At 45.9% G+C, this 19,518-nt stretch carries 14 protein-coding genes and 1 riboswitch; of the genes, 8 read left to right on the top strand and 6 right to left on the bottom strand.

The window, feature by feature from the left end:
- Positions 1-146 precede the first annotated feature (146 nt).
- Positions 147-2,555: a DUF3772 domain-containing protein gene (locus M979_RS10285; protein WP_064554926.1), complete on the bottom strand. Its 2,409-nt coding sequence runs from the start codon at positions 2,553-2,555 to the stop codon at positions 147-149.
- Positions 2,556-2,992: 437 nt separating this feature from the next.
- On the opposite strand from M979_RS10285, the gene fimA reads away from it, so the two are divergent.
- From fimA to sfmF, 5 genes are all read left to right on the top strand, one after another.
- Positions 2,993-3,544, top strand: coding sequence for a type 1 fimbrial major subunit FimA (gene fimA, locus M979_RS10280; RefSeq protein WP_034458558.1), 552 nt, complete (start codon positions 2,993-2,995; stop codon positions 3,542-3,544).
- A 117-nt stretch (positions 3,545-3,661) separates the two neighbouring features.
- The gene (gene fimC, locus M979_RS10275; RefSeq protein ID WP_064554875.1) at positions 3,662-4,357 is read left to right on the top strand and encodes a type 1 fimbria chaperone FimC; all 696 of its coding nucleotides are present in this window, start codon (positions 3,662-3,664) and stop codon (positions 4,355-4,357) included.
- A gap of 34 nt (positions 4,358-4,391) precedes the next feature.
- Positions 4,392-6,959: a fimbrial biogenesis usher protein gene (locus M979_RS10270; protein ID WP_064554874.1), complete on the top strand. Its 2,568-nt coding sequence runs from the start codon at positions 4,392-4,394 to the stop codon at positions 6,957-6,959.
- Between the two features lie 17 nt (positions 6,960-6,976).
- Positions 6,977-7,981: a type 1 fimbria D-mannose specific adhesin FimH gene (gene fimH / locus M979_RS10265; protein ID WP_064554873.1), complete on the top strand. Its 1,005-nt coding sequence runs from the start codon at positions 6,977-6,979 to the stop codon at positions 7,979-7,981.
- The gene (gene sfmF, locus M979_RS10260; protein ID WP_064554872.1) at positions 7,974-8,492 is read left to right on the top strand and encodes a fimbria assembly protein; all 519 of its coding nucleotides are present in this window, start codon (positions 7,974-7,976) and stop codon (positions 8,490-8,492) included. The genes fimH and sfmF overlap by 8 nt, the downstream gene beginning before the upstream one ends.
- An 83-nt stretch (positions 8,493-8,575) precedes the next feature.
- Here sfmF and fimZ read toward each other — a convergent pair whose 3' ends face one another.
- The 5 genes from fimZ to M979_RS10235 form a co-directional block, all read right to left on the bottom strand.
- Positions 8,576-9,208: a fimbria biosynthesis transcriptional regulator FimZ gene (gene fimZ, locus M979_RS10255; protein ID WP_034458550.1), complete on the bottom strand. Its 633-nt coding sequence runs from the start codon at positions 9,206-9,208 to the stop codon at positions 8,576-8,578.
- A gap of 592 nt (positions 9,209-9,800) precedes the next feature.
- Entirely contained in the window at positions 9,801-10,415 is a 615-nt protein-coding gene (locus M979_RS10250) for a helix-turn-helix transcriptional regulator (RefSeq protein WP_167350273.1), read from the bottom strand.
- A 451-nt stretch (positions 10,416-10,866) separates the two neighbouring features.
- Entirely contained in the window at positions 10,867-12,306 is a 1,440-nt protein-coding gene (locus M979_RS10245; RefSeq protein WP_034458546.1) for a GGDEF domain-containing protein, read from the bottom strand.
- Between the two features lie 66 nt (positions 12,307-12,372).
- Positions 12,373-14,556: an EAL domain-containing protein gene (locus M979_RS10240; protein ID WP_167350272.1), complete on the bottom strand. Its 2,184-nt coding sequence runs from the start codon at positions 14,554-14,556 to the stop codon at positions 12,373-12,375.
- A 499-nt stretch (positions 14,557-15,055) separates the two neighbouring features.
- A complete protein-coding gene (locus tag M979_RS10235) occupies positions 15,056-16,162 on the bottom strand; it encodes a transporter substrate-binding domain-containing protein (protein WP_064554870.1) in 1,107 nt (368 codons plus the stop codon).
- A 318-nt stretch (positions 16,163-16,480) separates the two neighbouring features.
- Positions 16,481-16,577, top strand: a riboswitch (TPP riboswitch).
- Positions 16,578-16,613: 36 nt separating this feature from the next.
- On the opposite strand from M979_RS10235, the gene thiM reads away from it, so the two are divergent.
- The 3 genes from thiM (at position 16,614) to fbaB (ending at position 19,439) form a co-directional block, all read left to right on the top strand.
- Entirely contained in the window at positions 16,614-17,402 is a 789-nt protein-coding gene (gene thiM, locus M979_RS10230) for a hydroxyethylthiazole kinase (RefSeq protein ID WP_064554869.1), read from the top strand.
- Positions 17,399-18,208, top strand: a complete 810-nt coding sequence (gene thiD, locus M979_RS10225) for a bifunctional hydroxymethylpyrimidine kinase/phosphomethylpyrimidine kinase (protein WP_064554868.1) — start codon at positions 17,399-17,401, stop codon at positions 18,206-18,208. Before thiM ends, thiD begins: the two co-directional genes overlap by 4 nt.
- Before the next feature lie 178 nt (positions 18,209-18,386).
- On the top strand, positions 18,387-19,439 hold the full coding sequence (gene fbaB / locus M979_RS10220) for a class I fructose-bisphosphate aldolase (protein WP_064554867.1): 1,053 nt from the start codon (positions 18,387-18,389) through the stop codon (positions 19,437-19,439).
- Positions 19,440-19,518 lie beyond the last annotated feature (79 nt).

The raw sequence follows: 19,518 nt of genomic DNA, 5'->3' as shown, positions 1-19,518 counted from the left end.
GACGAGCCTCCATAATGTTGACTTAAATCAATTTACTGAATGAGATAAAGCTGAGTTATTTAGTGTGATTATGTTTTGTGCTCTCTTTGATGGAGGCGCTTACGCATGAAACGCCACTGACTGCTAACAATCAGCGGCGTTTCGCGTTATTCCGCTACCGCCACTTTCGCTGGCTGCTCAAGGATCATTGTTTGCGTCTGGCTAAGGCTAATGCCTGCCGCGCGCAGCATTTTGAGGATCTCATACAGCAAATCGCTGCGCGTTGAACTCACCATTCGCGGGCTATTCACATAACCGGTAACGCTCAGCACAATCCCGGTAGGCCCCAGTTCTTTAAAGCTGACTGAGGGCTGAGGGTTTTCCAGAATTGATTCATGCAGGTTATACGCTTCGAGCAGTAAATTACGCACCTGCTCAGGGTCGATATCCAATGGGAAAGTCAGAGATATCGTTGCTACACCCTGCGCATTTCCCATCGTGGCATTACGGACGTTTTGCGAAATTAGCTGTGAATTCGGCACAATAACCGTGGATTTGTCGCCTAATTGAATTTCGGTCGCACGTACGTTGATGCGGCGAATATCGCCTTCCACGCCGCTTATACTCACCAGATCGCCCACTTTTACCGGACGCTCGGTCAACAGAATCAAACCGGAAATAAAGTTCTTCACAATTTCCTGCAAGCCAAAACCGATACCGACCGACAGGGCGCTGACTATCCATGCCAGTTTGTTCCATTCAATACCGAGCATCGACAACGTGAGCATAATAATCAGCACGTAACCGACGTTGGTGAACAGTGTGACCAGCGAAGCACGCAGGCCACGGTCCATATTTGTTTTTGGCAGGAAATCGTTATCGAGCCAGCGGCGTGTGGAACGGAGTACATACCAGCCCACCACCAGACACAGCACCGCATTAAGTGCATGTGCCGGGATGATGTTCATCCCTTCGAGGCCTTTGCCGCCCCACATATCCGCGATTTTCGTCAGCAGTTCCATCGGCGTTGTGGTACCGAAGGTGCCGTTAAGCAGGGCTACCGCAGCCATCACCAGCAGTGATGTTTTCCCAACCGCTGAGAACAACGTTGCGGCAAGTGACAGATGGCGATCGTTGAGACTCAGCGTGCTTTTAAGGATTTTCCCGCTGTGTGTTGACGGGGAGAAGACCGCTTCACACAAGTCCACTACAAAGTGAATCAGCAGATACAGGCTGCAAACCACCAGGCCAATCCACAACAATTCAAAGGTGACGAAACGGGCCAGTGGAATGTAGCCAATCAACAGTGCCAGCAGGATAACAAAAGCGGTAAGGCTGATGACGAGATGAATGAGGCCAGCAACGGTAGAACGCGCTTCTGTTTGTTCACCTTCAGCACGCATTTGCCTGCGTATCCGGTTGACGCGAACAGGTGCAATCAGGCAGTTGAGCGCAACCAGTAAAGCGGCCAGGCCATTACCAAATAATGTGGCATCGATGCTCGCTCCAACCAACGAGTTCAACTGCTCGATGATCCCGAAGATAAATATGAAGGCTGCCAGTAAAATCGGGAATGACGCAAGCGTTTTTGCCAGCGGGTCGGCAATACCCGGCAGACGCCATGAAGGATGGCTATTAGAGAGTAATGCGATGCCAAGACCGGCAATCACCGCGGAAAAATAGGTCAACTCGACCAGTTGTCCGGCAAACTCATTAACCCAGGGTGAGGTATCAGGCAGGCGCGTGAAGGTGTAGCACAGCAACTGCATGCTGATACCCAGCGTCAGTGTGGTACTTAAGGTTGTGAAGCAGGCGAGGAAACTGCGACGAAAACGGCCTTGCGGCAGCCAGCGTGGCAGAACCCAGTTCATTGGTTTATCCAGCCCGAAACGACCAAATACTCCAATCCCCAGCGCTAATAACAGATAGATAGCGGTACCTGGTCGCCATCCCTCGCTCCAGGCCTGGTCCCATGCATCACTGATCTGAGTGCCAAATTCACCGAAGCGTGCAGCGTCTTTGTCGTTGGGTTCAAAAACGGGTGACCAGAATTTTTCACCAAGAATACTGCCGGTATTTAGGGCAATTTGTGTTTTTAGCGCATCACGGCGCAATCCAGAGATTTGCGAAGAGAGGTTTTGCGCGGCAACTGCAATGGCTTTGGTTTGCTCGATTTGTGTGGTGAGCAAGGTTTTACTGCTGTTTAGTTGTTTGCGTTGACTAACAACTTGCGGCGTTTCAGCCAGTGCCCCTGGCGCCGGTGCCGGCCCAAGAACATCCAGTTGTGCCTGTACCTGCGTTAATTGCGGTGCCAGTGCAACGGCAAGCTTATCGGCTTCACTCACCAATTTTTGTGAATCGTCATTTAGACTGGTGAATTGTTTATCAGTTTTTGCCGTGGATACTCGCTGCTTGAGTGAATCCAGGCGCTTTTGCAACGCGGGAATTACCGTGCTGGCATTGATCTTAACCGGTTCTTCAGTGGCTGTTTGCCCGGTAGAGTCATCCGCATGAGACGTAAAAGGCATCACCATTAAACAAGACAGTAATGCCAGCAGCAGCGGCATTTTTAACATTTTTGGTATCATCAGGGCAGATCCAGTGAATCATTAAATTAGCGGCTTAAAAACAATTTGCTAAGAATATCTTGAATTGGCGCTAAGTGTACCAGGTTTTATCTGCTTCATTCACCAGGAGCACTCTTCATGGTGCTTCTTCGTTGGCATCACTCACCGATCCGAAAGTCACAGGCCGATATCTTAGAACTTAATAGGACATTACTGAGATGAGATAAAGGTTTTTCACATGTTATTAAATATTTATTTAACTTAAATTATTCATCGTCGAGGAGATGGTGTTTTAAATATTAATTTAGACTTCATTGATGACGATAAATAAATGTCTCCTTAAGGATTGAGGGGAGGGGGTTGACTATCTACGGCCCTGGTTATTCACTGGAATAATGAAGGATGCATTATTCAAAAAGGGTAATTAAATAATTAAAGGAATCTCGATGAAATTCAGCAAAATTGCGTCCTCTTTGGTTGCAGGTATTGCATTAGTAAGCGGTGCAGCACAGGCCGATGTAGTCACTGTAAATGGCGGTACGGTTCACTTTAAAGGTGAGCTGGTGAATGCGGCCTGTGCGGTGAGCACGCAGTCTTCCGATCAAACGGTGAAACTGGGCCAATACCGTACGGCGGCGTTTACTAAAGTGGGTGACACCTCCGCGCAGATCCCATTCACCATTGTGCTTAACGATTGTGACACCACGGTCTCCACCCTGGCTTCTGTCTCATTCTCAGGCCAGACAGACGGCACCGACCCTACGCTTCTGGCGGTTAACTCGAGTGACAACAGCACCACGGCAGGCGGCGTCGGTATCGAAATCCTCGATAGCAAATCGAAAGTGTTGACCCCGGATGGTTCTGTCTTCTCCACCGCGCAGACACTGATTGACGGGACGAACACCTTGCCGTTCACCGCACGCTATAAATCTACTGCAGCCATCGCAACAGCAGGCCAGGCCAACGCTGATGCGACATTTGTAATGAAATACGAATAATCAAATTTTGTAGGGATAACGCAAGCCTCAGAAATGAGGCTTCTTTTATTGACGAACAGAAATTTATTATTCCTGAATTGAACATTTTAATAATAGTAATAATGATGGTGCGGTGTGATGACGACTTTATTTAAACAAGGCTCGGCCATAATGTTGTGCCTGTTAATGCTGTGCTTTAATGCTCAAGCTGCCGGGGGCGTTGCTCTGGGTGCGACACGGGTTATTTATCCTGCCGAGGCAAAACAAACCTCGCTCTCAATTAATAATAGCGATAATAAAGAGCGTTTTCTGGTGAACTCGTGGATTGAAAATAGTGCAGGTGCCAGAGATAAAAGTTTTATTGTCACGCCTCCGCTTTTTGTTAGTGAGCCATCGAGCGAGAACACACTGCGTATTATTTACGCCGGGCCACCGTTGCCAACAGACCGCGAAACTATTTTCTGGGTGAACGTGAAAGCGATTCCTTCGGTCGATAAAAATAATCTCGACGGCAGCAACGTACTGCAACTGGCAATTTTGTCGCGCATCAAGCTGTTTGTGCGCCCTAAAAACCTGCAAATGCAGCCAGAAGAGGCGCTGAAGCAACTGCGCTTTAGTCGCAACGGCAAGCTACTGAGCATTCACAACGCGTCTCCTTATTATGTCAGCACCGTCAATCTTAAAATTGGCAACGAGAAACTGGCTAATACCCTGGTGGCGCCAAAAAGTGTGTCGCAAGTGGCGGTTTCGCCCGCGCTAAAAGGTGCTATCTACTTCCAGACCGTCAATGACTATGGCGCGGTGACACCTGTGCAAGCGGGCGTAATGTTGTAATGCAGGTAATTTGCGCAATAAGGATATCTGGCAGATGATCAACAAGTCAGTCACCCCGCTTGCAGCGATGATAATGGCCGCGCTGTGGCCAGTAATCAGCTCCGGGGAAAGCTACTTTAACCCTGGGTTTTTGTCGGTAGAAGATGCTGCGATGGCGGATTTGTCGCGTTTTGAAAAAGGCAGCCATCAGGCACCGGGTGTTTATCGCGTGGACATCTGGCGTAACGTTGAATTTATCTCGACCCAGGATCTCCGTTTTATTGCCAGCGATGCCAGTGGCGGAAAAGCAAAATCGAGCGGCCTGGTGCCGTGCCTGGACACTGACTGGTTGAAGCGCCTGGGCCTGAACATGCTCGCTTATCCGGCGCTTGCGAAGTTTAAGTCCGGGGAATGTGTGCCGCTCGCGTTGTTGATCCCTGATTCTGAGACGAATTTTGATTTTGCCAAACTACGCCTGGATATCAGCTTGCCGCAGGCATCGCTGCTTAACAGCGCCCGGGGCTATATACCGCCGCAGGAGTGGGACGAAGGGATTCCGGCTGCGCTGCTCAATTACAGCTTTACCGGCAACCATGGCAGCGACGACGATAACTATTATTTAAGCCTGCAAAGTGGCCTGAACTACGGAGCCTGGCGGCTGCGTAACAGCGGTGCCTGGAACTACACTCGTGGAGATGGCTACCACGCTAACAGCTGGAACAACATTAGCACCTATGCGCAACGGACGATTATTCCACTCAAAAGCGAGCTGGTATTAGGCGACAGCAACACGGGTAGCGATGTGTTCGACAGTCTGGGATTTCGCGGGGCGCGCATCTATTCGGCTGACAGTATGTACCCCGACAGTCAGCAAGGTTACGCGCCAACGGTACGCGGTATAGCGCGTACCCACGCCAAAATCACCATTCGCCAGAACAGTTTTGTGATTTACCAAAGCTACGTTTCACCGGGTGCATTTACCATCAGTGACCTGAATTCCACCTCTTCCAGCGGCGACCTGGAGGTCACTGTCGAAGAAAAAGATGGTACCCAGCAAAAATACACTGTGCCTTATTCCACCGTTCCGTTATTGCAACGGGAAGGGCGGCTGAAGTTCGACCTGGTAGCCGGGGATTTCCGTAGCGGAAGCAACCAGCAGGATACGCCATTCTTCACCCAGGCCACGCTGAATGCGGGTTTACCCTACGGTTTTACCGCCTATGGTGGCACTCAGCTTGCCGAAGACTACACCTCCGTTGCGCTGGGGGCCGGGAAAAACCTCGGGGAGTGGGGGGCGCTTTCAATGGATATTACCCACGCCCGCAGCCGACTTGCAGATGACAGCGAGCATCAAGGCCAGTCGCTACGATTCCTGTACGCCAAATCCCTCAGCGGTTATGGCACTAACTTCCAGTTGTTGGGTTACCGCTATTCCACGCGTGGTTTTTATACGCTTGATGAGGTGGCATACAAAAATATCGAAGGCTACGAATACGCAGACGAAACGGATGGTGGACGCAAAGATGAACCGGTTGTGCAGAGCTACCACAACTTGCGTTACAGCAAGCGCGGGCGATTTCAAATCAACGTTTCTCAATCACTGGGTGATTACGGGTCACTCTATGTTTCAGGCAGCCAGCAAACTTACTGGGAAACCAGCCAGAACAACACCTGGTATCAGGCCGGATATGCCAGCGGCTGGCGCGGGATCAGCTACTCACTCTCGATGTCGTGGAGCAAATCCGTCGGGATCGCCGATAGCGATCGCATTATGGCCTTTAACCTTTCGGTGCCATTTAGCACCTTGCTGGGGCATGGTTATTCGCGCACAAGCACCATCGACCGCGCTTACGCCACTTTTGCTGCCAGTAACAACGCCAATGGCGATGCCACCGTGCAAACAGGTATCGGCGGCACATTACTTGAAGACCGAAACCTTAATTACAGCGTCACTCAAGGTCACAGCAACACTAACGGTTACAGCGGAAGTGTCACGGCTAACTGGCAGGCTACTTACGGCACATTGGGGCTGGGCTACAACTACGACCGCGACCAACACGACTACAACTGGCAGGCTTCGGGCGGCGCGGTGGGGCACGCCGATGGCATCACGTTTAGCCAGCCGCTTGGTGACACCAACGTGTTAATCAAAGCGCCGGGAGCAAGCGGGGTTGGCGTCGAAAACCAGACCGGGGTGAAAACCGACTGGCGCGGATACGCGGTAATGCCTTACGCCACGGTATATCGCCACAACCGTATCGCTCTCGATACCAACACCATGGATAACCACACCGACATTGAAAACAACGTCAGCAGTGTGGTGCCTACGGAAGGCGCATTGGTGCGTGCGGAATTTAAGGCGCACGTGGGCGTGCGGGCAATCATCACCGTAACTCGTGGTGGGCGAGCGGTACCGTTCGGCTCTGTGGTGCGCGAAGAAACCACGGGCATCACCAGTATGGTCGGCGATGACGGGCAAATTTACCTCAGCGGCTTGCCACTCCAGGGAAAGCTGCTGATTCAGTGGGGCGAGGGCAAAGGATCACAGTGTTTCGCACCATTTACCTTACCGCCTGAAAGCCTGACTCAGGCGATCGTCGTGGCGAGTGCGACCTGTTCATAGGATTCAGGGATCTGTTTATGAAATTGATGACATCTTTAGCAGGGGTGGCGCTATGGGTATGCGCGCTCCCGGCGTTTGCCACAGTCTGCCAAAACAGCAATGGCGTGCCAGCGGACATTTTTTACGATCTGTCTGACGTCTTCACCAGCGCAAACAATAACGTCGGGCAAATCATCACCCTCGCGGAAAAGTCGGGCTGGATCGGTGTCAATGCCACTTGCCCGCAAGGAACCACCGGAGATACCACGATGCGCAGTTACGTGAGTACCTTGCCGGTGCAAGAAGTGATCGGCGATTACCAGTACATCAAGCTCAATGATTATCTCGAAGGGGCGATGAGCATCACGGACAGCTACGCCGGACAATTTTACCCACCGCGCAACTATATTCAGATGGGAATCCATGACAACGTATCCAGACAGCAGCCGTTTCCGGTTGAGGATTCTAAGCTGATTTTTAAACTCAAAGTGACACGGCGCTTTATCAATATGGTGCCAATTCCACGGCAGACCATGTTTACGGTATATGTGACGACGCGAAACACCGACCCGCTCACCACTCCGGTTTATACCATTAGCTACAGCGGCAAAATTGAAGTGCCACAAAGCTGTGAAATCAACGCAGGGCAAATCGTTGAATTTGATTTTGGCGACATTGGTGCTGCGCTATTCAGCCAGGCCGGAGCCGGGAATCGACCGCAAGGTGTAACACCGCAAACCAAAACCATCGCTATTAAATGCACCAATGTGGCGGCGCAGGCCTATCTTTCTCTGCGGTTAGAAGCGGAGAAAGCGTCCGGTAATATGATGGTTTCCAATAATAACGATCTCGGGTTTATCGTCGCCGATAGCGGCGGAACGCCATTTATTCCTAATAACGTGGGCAGTAAAATCAATTTCCGTCTCGACGATGCAGCTGCAGCGCAAGTGGGGATTCGGGCCTGGCCGGTAAGCGTGACAGGGAACAAACCGGCAGAAGGGCCATTTAGTGCGCGGGGCTATTTGCGGGTGGATTATGACTAAAATTGCGATGCTGCTGTGGTTGGCAGCAAGCCTGGCGAGTCATGCTCAGGCCGACACTTCGCTCGGCGCTATCAATATAGAACTGCGTGGCAACGTGGTGGATTTCAGCTGCTACGTCGAAATGGGGGATGACAATAAAACAGTGCAGCTTGGGCGTTGGCCGACCAAACAACTGCGTACCGCAGGCAGCACTACGCAAAGCATACCGTTCACGTTGAAGCTTAACGGCTGCCCACAGGGTGCTGCGTCAATCACCTTTTCTGGAAAGCAAGCCACAGGCAACGCCGGTTTACTGGGGCTTAATAACACGAGTGGGGCGACAAATGTGGCCGTAGAGTTGCGCGATAAAGATAAAACCCGCCTGCCCCTTAAGCAGGCAAGCCAGGATGTGCCAGTCGATGCCAACGGAAATGCGGAATTAACCTTTTTTGCAAATTACATCGCGCTCGCCGATAACCCACAAGCCGGGCAAGCCGACGCCGATGCCACGTTTATGATTAATTATTATTAGAAAGCCTATTCGGCATCGTTAAAATAAATAAAAACCGGGCACCAACCCGGTTTTTTAATTTAAAATAGTGATGGGGTGCGCAGTTATAATAATCCTTTTACTCGGGCGTAATCGATAAGTTCGACAATCGATGAGACATGCAGCTTGGAAAATATATTAGATTTATGCGCGCTGATGGTTTTGTTACTCAGCAGAAGTTGTTCGGCAATTTCCTTATTGGATAAACCATTCGCCAGGTAACGTAATACGGTTATCTCTCTGTTTGATAATGGCGTATCGTCAGTAACTCCGTTGCGTGAACCCGGATTACTGATTAACTCCAGCGTTTCAGAGGGGAAAAATGAATACCCTGAAAGCAACATCTCCACCGCATGATAGATATCCTCCTGCTCCTTCCTTTTACTGACAAACCCATTTGCCCCGGCCTGAATAGCACGGCCCGCATAAAATCTCTCAGACTTTGCAGATAAGAACAGTATGCGAGTGTCGGCCTGTATGCTCTTGATTCTTTTTAATAAAGTGAAGCCATCAATGGACGGCAGTTCAATGTCGAGAATCACCAAATCGACAGGATTGGAGTGCATGTAGTTAACCACCTCCCGGCTGTCGTCGGTTTTCATCACCACATCAATATTTTTATTTTTCTGTAGCAGTACCTCTATCGACATTCTGACAATAGGGTGTTCGTCCATAATAATTACGGATGCAGGTTTCATATTCTTGCCTCTAATTTTTGAGGAACATATCGCATTGACGTAAAGTCACTGGCGGCGAAAGTGAAAAGGTGTTTCACTATTTCGTATTTTATAATGTATGCAAGATGCTCCCTTGAACTTAAAAACTTCCTTCATATGTACTATTTTCTAATGGCTGTGGGTAAAGTGAAAATAATTATTTCAATAAGAAAATCAACCTGTTCATTTTAGATAAATGACCAGGTTGATTATACAGCCATATTATTTGAGAAAAAGACCACTGTTATGCTCAGGGAATAATGCTGTGATTAAATTCTAATTAAAATGGTTAATTAATTGTTATTTGGGGCATGCACCTGTGTTAAGCGAAATATTCGGGAAAAAAGATTGTTTTGAACATGAAGAATAGTGTGAAGTCTCGAATGTTTCTTATTTGTTACCCATGGCGCAGAATGATTGCGTGATTAATCGTCGGAAAGAGGCATAGCTTGTGGGAAACTGATTATCCAGGAATAGTTGTAATTGTTAACAGGCCGATCTAATTTAACAAAATTGTAGCATTGAAAATAAGCCGTTTCCTGGCTTTCACTCGGAAGGCGGTTAGTTTGCGGGGCTACACTTTACCGGATGACGCACAGGACAATTTATTCAGCAAATGTATCAGTGACTTGTTGTTTCCGACGCCAATACGAGCGGCAATCCGCCCAAGGGTGTAAACCACAGTGTGGTAGGGTTTGTTAAATGAAGCGGCAATGCTTTTCAGCGACTCTCCCTTTGCTACTGCCAGCAGAATATTCCATTCACGCTTTGAAAATGGGACTGAGGGCGACCCATCCTGAGCAATGGACCAATCCTGCCTGGCTCGCTTCTGAGTCAGCAGAACAAGCAGATCGCTAATTCTCAGTCGCCGCTCCACCACAGGGAAGATTGATGCCGCATCGATCAGTCGGGCGACTTCAATACAACGGCAGGCAGTCAGTTGGATCATATTCAGGTGTGGCCAGGTTTTTTGCCATTGCCTGATCATATTTAGCACATCAATTGCTGGCTCGTTTACGCCATCGAGATCGATGAACACTCGCGGTTGTGGGGTTTGTTTAAGCATCGCTTCAGCTTCCTCCAGGTTTGCGCAGACGTGAGTTCGCTGGAACTTAAAAAAGTACTCAGTCAGTGCCAGTGATAAGTAGTAGTCATTGGTCACGAGGATAATATCGAGTGGTTCCGGCAACTGCTTTGCATACATTTTTTGTTGTAGAGACTCAATGCGATCAAAGACAATCGGGGCCAACCGGCTATGAAAATGTGTTAGATCGCCATTTCTGATGCGTCGAAATCTACGTTTGCGCGCGGCTATGTACAAATCTTCATTAACCCGCAGCGCGAAGAAAAGGTCTGTGAATAGCAATTCGGGCGTGAGTCAGTGGTGCATCAATCATAATTTCCATATTTTTTCATCAACAGCACCTGTCAGTGCCAAATAGACTCTCTGTCAATACTACTGATAATCGTAAGTTAATTTTATATAGCTTACGATTATATTGTTGTAATAAATACTGACATGAAAAAATTAGGCTAGATATTAGAATTAACTTAAATAAATATAAGGGGTTTCTTAAAATAATAACCAAGGGAAGGGAGGCTGTTATTTATCCAGGCGGTTACCACCTGGATATAAATGCCTATAATAAGGATGGCGTGAAATTTGGTTTAGGGTTCATTTTTTGGCAAGACAGGTATTCCTGCCATTGATTGCGCCCATTATTTTTTGCTTGATACAAAGCCAGGTCAGCATATTTGAACAACGTCTCATATTTCTGCCCTTCAGACCAGGTAACCATCCCAGCGCTGATCGTAAGCGGAAATGGCTCATTATCAATAGTAAGCGGGTTTTCGGACAGTTCATTAACAATGGTAGCCGTTAATTCCTGGTGGTTTATCTCAGGAGTTTTAGCGAGCAACAGGGCAAACTCTTCACCACCCACGCGTCCAAATAATTGACTGTCCGGGATAACCTGTTTTAACCTCTTACAAAAGGCAACGAGAACTTTATCGCCTTTTTGATGCCCCCATACGTCATTTATTTTCTTAAAGAAATCAATATCAATCAAAACCATTGAACAGATATCTCCCTTCTTCAATGACGAAGTGAGAGCTTCAGCAGCTTTAGTAAATGCCCGACGATTGAGAATTCCGGTCAAATCATCATGATTAGCAAGTTGGGATAATTTAGAAAAAAGTTTATCTCGTTCAGAAATAGCAACCGCAATGGTAAGCGCACAAAGCGCCAGCACTGCAACAATCGTCCTGACAGCAGAGATGTAGATATTCTCTGAAAAATGGAGATAACCATGGGTAGAGTGAATGATCCACATAAAAAAGAATGCACCATTCATACTAATACCAAATGTTGTTAGAAATAGATTTCCTGAAAGCGCCAGCCATATTATGGTTGGAATAATCAGTATTGATGCCATCAAGAAATATATCTTATCCTTTATAAAAATGAAGGCGAATAATAACAAAATAGACGGGATAATATGTAGAAATACATCTAGCAAATCCTTGTCGAAAGATTTAAGTATTCTCGGCGCCGCCAAAATGACTGGTAAAAACACAATGAAATCAAGAGATTCGTTTAAATACCAGTAAAATGCTGTTTGTAAAAAAGCATTATCATACAGAGTAAATAATGCCAGCGAGCCTACTAAAGATCCTATAATAAGAGCGGGTTGGCAGAGTAATAACCATTGCGGGACGCTATGCAAGCTACCAAGCCATTCGCCTTCTTCTGTACGCATTGCAAAACGCTGTAGTGTTATATAACCTATTGAAATTGTTATGATGTTGGCAGTGGTCATTAGCAAAACCTGATTAAGGTTTGTACCGATTAATAAATCTGGCAATACCATACCGGCGCAACAAATTAAATAATGCCGCCAGTTAACATTTTCATAAAAGCGTAATAATACGCCAATGGTTATAGCATTGGTCAGCCAAACTAAAGAGAATGGGCCGTGAACTCTTTCAATAATACCTATGACGGTTGTCAGTGTAGTGACTATAAATAAAGTTATCATTGGATAAAATTTATAGAAAAAGTTCTTCAACGTAAGTATCATACCAAGCCACACCCTAATCTAACTATCAATGAAATAGAGCTACATATAAATTCGATAATTTATTAATTACGACCACAGTGACTCAATTGGGACCGGTTTCCCGGTATGATATCCCTGTAACCACTCTACTTCCATCGATATAAGCATCTGTTTTATTTCTTCATTTTCAACAAATTCTGCGACAACTTGCAGACTTTTAAATTTAGCCGCTTCACAAAATGACATGACTATTAGTCGATCAAACTTATCGTTAACAACATTACGAATGAAGGATCCATCTATTTTCAGTATGTCGACTTCTAATGTCTTTAGACGAGAGTAACTGGATGCTCCTGTACCAAAATCATCAATCGCAATTTGGCATCCTAATCTGCGTAGCTCTTGCAATACACTGGATGCATTAATACTATCGATAATATCTGATTCTATAATTTCAAATATTATGCGATCAGGACGTATTAAGTAGTTCTTTAAAAGAGTATTCAGCCTATCCAGAAAATCTTTTCTGCTTAGGGACTGAGGTGTCAAATTGATGGAAAAACGAGTATCAGATTTAGATTGATCGAGGGATTGCATAAATTGAAATGTTTGCTCAATGACAGTCAGATCCACTTCCGCAAGCAGTCCTGCCTCTTCAGCCACTGGCAAAAAAGTATCCGGGAAGAATATTTTGTTATTGATAGTCTTCATGCGAATAAGAATTTCATAATACTGGCTGCTGTTTTTAGTTGAAACTATTGGCTGGGCAACGAGCATAAATGATTTACGATCTATCGACTTTTGCAGAAGATGGCGTATAGCACCTGAACTGATGGCCTGATCGCCGTGATGCGAGACATTAAGTGCTTTTGCTTTACCTTGCTTTAGCGATTCATAAGTACGTGCATTAAGCTGGCCCACGACATAAGAGAGATTATTGATACATTTTCCGTATGCCATGTACGCCATGCCAAAATTGAGACCCAGCTCCATTTCTTCCCACGAAAAACGAAAAGATGACATCGCTTTATAGTAAGGGTGGATAATATCGTCATCGACTTTATTCAGGCGTAGAAGAAGTCCATACCCTGGGCTGTAATACATTTTTTCATTATCCATAAGCAATGGGCTTAAATAAGAAAAAACAGCTTTAACGAATTCGAAGCGAAATATTATCCCATGGGTTTGTGTTAGAGTATTTAACTCAGGGCATTGAATAATACACAACCCAGCGTGTGGGTAACGAATGATATCATTTTTTAAAGCAAGAAGATTAGGTAGCCCTGTGTGTGGTTCTGATAAAGAAATTCGTTTGAGGCTTCTGATATGCTTTAGAATGCGCGTAACCAATACCCCAACAATAACAATTGTCAGGGAAAAGGTAAAAATCATAGAGCACGTTAAAGCCAAATGGCTTACATAATGGTTAAAAGTAAATTCATGATCTATTGATATATAATTATTAATGTAGTCACTCAATAAAATGAGCATGACTACCCAAAGAGGGGACATTAGTGCATGGCCGAGACAGATTGCTCCCCAGAGCATCACCGGTAAAAGCCATACGATAGTGTAATCTGTATATATTAAGCTATCGCCATGTACATAAATCAGGCAATACATAATTCCGATTACTAACATTGCCCAGAGTAATTGATAAATTGCACGTGGCCCAGAAACAATTAATTCTTTCAACTTTTTCAGGTAGTTGAAAAACCATAGTGGCTGGTAACAAGCTCTGAGAATGAGATAGCAAAATGGAGTGCCTGTAATACAGGATGTCAACATCCATTGAATATTAATGAGAGTGGGGATACTTAAAATATTTATTTCTGATATAAAATTAAACTTTAGTAATAAAAACTGTTGAAAGAGTGTAAAAATAAGGGTGTTAAAACATATCAACCACAGTATGCGCTGGGCGCTGAGGCTACTACGTCCGAAACTGACGGCCCCACGCTTACCAGTGGCGTAGAAATAGACTTTTGTGCTGATTAAAGCCGCTGTGAGTTGAGATATTGTATCAAGGACCTGGGGTAAAGGCTGTGTATGAACACGATACAGGGCAAACAGAATAAGAACCGGAATTGCCTTTTTGTTGTACAAAATAAGTAATGCGGAAATTACGGGCAACGTGAGGTCGTAGAGCCTGATAGTTGTACCAGAAATCTCAATGCTATTACTCAGTTTATCCGCAAATGAGTACAGAAGAACAAATGAAAAGCAGAGTGTGATGTACTTTTTTAGGTTTTTAGGGCGAGCTAAATACATCAATGGAAAATTCCGCCACTGATTAACCACTGTACTTTTGTTGATCCTGGAGTTTCTGTTAGCTAACTCATTTTCCATGACCACAGGTTTGTACATTTTTTCAAGAAAACTTCTAAGCCCCATGCTACTTACTCACAATGGTTTACTTTTCGTTTATATAAAGTCTAATGATAGCCATGAGGTTTTTAATCTTATCCGTGATTCATCCAACAAACACTAAACCAATAATTTGCTATTAATTTTCATATGGATTTTAGTGACGAGTCAAATGAAATGTATGATTAGACAAAAACAATATGTTATTAACATGCTATGAATGTTGTTTATGGTGTTCTCATGTTTGTTTATGGTTTAAAAATCGATCGTTGTATTTGCATTGGGTGATAGTGTGTGTATAAGTCAGGAAATTGGAAATGTATCTCGTAATAGGAGTCTATGCTGGAAGGTTTGTAGTTCAATACATTCTTCAAGCCACCCAATGTAGTGGGCGACTAACTATTTATCGTTCTGCACTTGAACAATCATCAAATTGCGTTAAGGCTTTATCCATTTCTTGTGAATAAGGGCTTTGTAAGTTTAACTTTAAATAAGGAATTGGTTTATTAAACCAGATGTCATGAATTTTTCCAAAATCAGGTGATTTTCTTATTTTACAAAGACTCTGATTTACCAGTGACTTAAATTCTTGGTCATCGTGCGGTAGTAATATGACAAAGAATTGTGGTTTTCCAACCCCTTTATCACTAATTGAAAATGAAGTTTTATCGCTCTGAGCCTCAATGATTTCTTTTAATGAAATGTCGTTGATAAAGGCAGCGGATGTTTTTCCATTGCGCATCAGCTCAAAAGCTTTTTCCATGGTCGGAGTAGTAATGACGAATAAATTGAGACCCAACTCACGATTGGCCTGGTTAACAGCAAGGGCATCAACCGATCCCGATGTCACACTAACAGTGTGCCCGGCTAATTGATCAATAGATGATATATTTTTGTTCTTTAACGTTGCGAATCGTGTGTATGAATAAGTATAGGGGATTGAATAGTCTGCAATCGTTTTCCATTCAATGACGTTAGCATTAACGGAACAGATCATATCTACCTTCTTTTCACGCAATAAAGCATCTCTGTCTGGTAGATATTTGTTATCAATATAATTAATTTTTAAGTCAGGTATATTCAGATGTTTACTAATATCACTAACAATAACGTTGCATAAATCAATGACATACCCAACAACTTTGCCATCCGATGCTGCATAAGAAAAAGGTGGAGCATCACGATAGGCGATGTTTATTTGATGAGTTTTTGTGATGCTCTCTATCGTCTTTGATTGTTGGGCTTGAGCCACAGAGACAAACAGACCAGAAACAATAAAAACACATGTAATTAACCAATTGAATATTTTTGCAATACTGTTTTTATTAGTTGAAATTTTGTTTTCGATATTCATACAGGATGTTGGGTTTATGTTTTTTTTATAAGAAAAGATCAAAGGCAAATATTTGTTGCTAGTTATACACATAAAGCATGCTGTTGCCAATTTCATTATATCGAACAAGGTAGAGTTGATGTTTTTTTCAGTATATTTTAAATACATTGCGATCATTTAATGATCAAGTTGTTTCAGTGTATTAACAGCTATTGGCAAAATTAAAAGCTCCATAGAAATAATTTTGACTGGTTGGTCAAAAATAACGACTGGTGAATTTGTTAACTATAATAAATTAATTTTTTAGATTTATGTTAATAGGTTTTGAGAGAGTATTCTCATTAATAGTCAAATCCTGATAAAGATGATGCCAGGGAAAGTTGGTCATCATTTCACTGGGGTCACGGACATTAAGAACTTGTCTGTCAGACTTTCCGCTGGCATTATCCTGAACAGCTATTAACGGGATGTTACTCGCAAGTAGTTGATTTTGATTTAAATGACTCGGGGTGCCCTTCTTTGTGAAGGCTGAGAAATACCCGTACCACCTGATCTGGATAATGCCAGCGTAGGGAAGTCAGATGCCTGCCATGGCATCCCTTCTTCACGCCGGGCAGGAGCTTTCAATATGCAGCCTGACCTGCTACCCGGCCACCTTGCCGCGTCGGTTTTACATAATTTACGTCAAGTCTCTCCTTTAGTTCATTGCATGACTAACGATGTGGTGCAGAGTTTTACCGCCAACGTTTTGCTCGCTATTGGTGCGGCTCCTGCGATGGTCATTGAGCCAGAAGAAGCCGCACAATTTAGCCCTATAGCCTGCGCTCTACTCATCAACATCGGCACACTTACTTCTGAGCGTAGCGTTGCGATGCTTGCAGCTATTCATGCCGCTAACCAATCTTCAACCCCCTGGGTTCTGGATCCCGTAGCCGTCGGCGGCCTGGATTTTCGTACACAATTTGCACGCACCATTCTTGAATTAAAACCGGCCGCCATTCGTGGTAATGCGTCGGAAATCATGGCTCTTGCAGGTGAAACTGGTGGCGGACGAGGTGTGGACAGCACTGAAGAGGCGCTTTGCGCACTACCCGCCGCTCTCAAACTTGCGCAGATGACTGGTGCAATTGTTGCAGTTACAGGTGAAGAAGATTATGTCACCGATGGCGAGAATGCCTGGAGCGTTGCCGGTGGTGGTGCGTTGATGACGCGTGTTGTCGGCACCGGATGCGCACTTTCTGCGGTTGTGGCTGCCTGTTGTTCATTGCCTGGCTCCCGGCTAGATAATGTTGCTTCCGCCTGCCAGTTTATGAAATGTGCTGGCGAGCAGGCAATTGCTGCAAGCCGTGGGCCCGGTAGTTTCATTCCAGCCTTTCTGGACGCGCTTTACGCACTTAATGCGGAGGCCCTGATATGAAAGGAGTAAAACGCATTAATGCGCTCACTATTGCTGGAACCGACCCGAGTGGTGGTGCGGGTATCCAGGCCGACCTTAAAACGTTCTCGGCATTGGGTGCGTATGGCACTAGTGTCATTACCGCGCTGGTTGCACAAAATACGCGAGGAGTGCAGTCGGTTTATCGTATCGAACCTGAATTTGTCGCAGCCCAACTTGACTCTGTACTGAGCGATGTTCGCATCGACACCGTCAAAATTGGCATGTTGGCAGAAACAGATATTGTTGATGCTGTGGCCGAAAGGTTGGCATTTTACAAAGTGAAAAACGTGGTGCTTGATACGGTAATGCTGGCGAAAAGTGGCGACCCGTTGCTTGCCCCTTCGGCGGTAGAAAGTTTACGCCGCAGGTTATTACCGCAGGTGGCATTGATTACCCCGAACTTACCCGAAGCGGCAGCTCTGTTGAATACGGCGCAAGCTTGTAATGAACGTGAAATGAAAGAGCAGGGAGATGCATTGCTAGGAATGGGATGCAAGGCCGTGCTGATGAAAGGCGGCCATCTTGATGATGCTGAAAGCCCTGATTGGTTGTTTACCCAAAGTGGAGCACAACGTTTTACTGCGCCACGTGTGCAAACGCGTCATACGCATGGTACGGGTTGCACATTATCCGCAGCTCTTGCGGCACTTTATCCACGCAACAACGACTGGCCTCAAACTATCACAGCGGCGAAAAAGTGGCTGTCTCAGGCATTAGAACAGGCGGATTCGCTGGAGGTTGGGCAAGGAATTGGGCCAGTGCATCATTTTCACGAGTGGTGGTAATGGAGTAAATCTCCGCCGGGTATAAAACGTTACACCACAAAACAAACCGAAAGTGCTCCCGTAGGTGGCGAATACTGTCAGTCACGGCCAGGATTATGTCTGCCTGTTTTAATGAAAGCAGGCTAGGAGAATCCATCCTCAGCGGGCAGGGTGCTCGCTGAATTTACGGGAGCGTATTATGACTGATATTGCACAGCTGCTTGGCAAAGATGCCGACAGCTTGTTACAGCATCGTTGTATGACTATTCCGGCAGACCAGTTGTATCTGCCTGGTTCGGATTATGTAGACCGCGTTATGGTGGATAACAACCGCCCGCCTGCGGTGCTACGAAACATGCAAACGCTGTATAACACCGGGCGGCTTGCTGGCACTGGTTACCTTTCTATTTTACCGGTCGATCAGGGTGTGGAGCACTCCGCCGGGGCATCTTTTGCGGCAAACCCTCTCTATTTTGATCCGAAAAATATTGTTGAGCTGGCGATTGAAGCTGGCTGCAACTGTGTCGCTTCAACTTATGGTGTGCTGGCATCGGTATCACGACGTTACGCGCATCGCATTCCTTTCCTCGTCAAACTTAACCACAACGAAACGCTCAGTTACCCAAATACTTTCGACCAGACGTTATATGCAAGCGTCGAGCAGGCTTTCAATATGGGGGCGGTGGCAGTAGGGGCGACCATTTACTTTGGTTCGCCAGAGTCACGTCGCCAGATTGAAGAGATTTCAGTGGCGTTTGAGCGCGCACATGAACTGGGGCTGGTCACTGTGCTTTGGGCATATCTACGTAACCCGGACTTTAAAAAAGACGGTGTGGATTACCACGTAAGCGCCGATCTAACTGGCCAGGCAAACCATCTGGCCGCCACGATTGGCGCGGATATCGTGAAGCAGAAAATGGCGGAAAATAATGGCGGCTACAAGGCGGTAAACTTTGGTTATACCGATGACCGTGTGTACACCAAACTGACCAGCGATAATCCGATTGACCTGGTGCGTTACCAACTGGCCAACTGCTATATGGGCCGCGCAGGGTTGATTAACTCGGGTGGTGCCGCTGGAGGTGAAACCGATCTGACAGATGCTGTGCGTACCGCAGTTATTAATAAGCGTGCGGGCGGCATGGGGTTAATTCTGGGCCGCAAAGCCTTTAAGAAATCCATGTCTGAGGGGGTTAAGTTGATTAACGCTGTGCAAGACGTGTATCTGAACAACAAAGTCACTATCGCCTGATTTTCTGCGTATTCCTGGCGGGTTAGCACATGCGACACCCGCCAAAAACTTCCCCGCCTCCATCAGTTATCTTCATCAC

Origin of the sequence: Buttiauxella noackiae ATCC 51607 (genome assembly GCF_001654865.1) — a bacterium.
GTDB lineage: Bacteria > Pseudomonadota > Gammaproteobacteria > Enterobacterales > Enterobacteriaceae > Buttiauxella > Buttiauxella noackiae.
The sequence above is the reverse complement of the archived record's forward strand: the minus strand, read 5'-3'. Positions and strand labels throughout refer to the sequence as shown.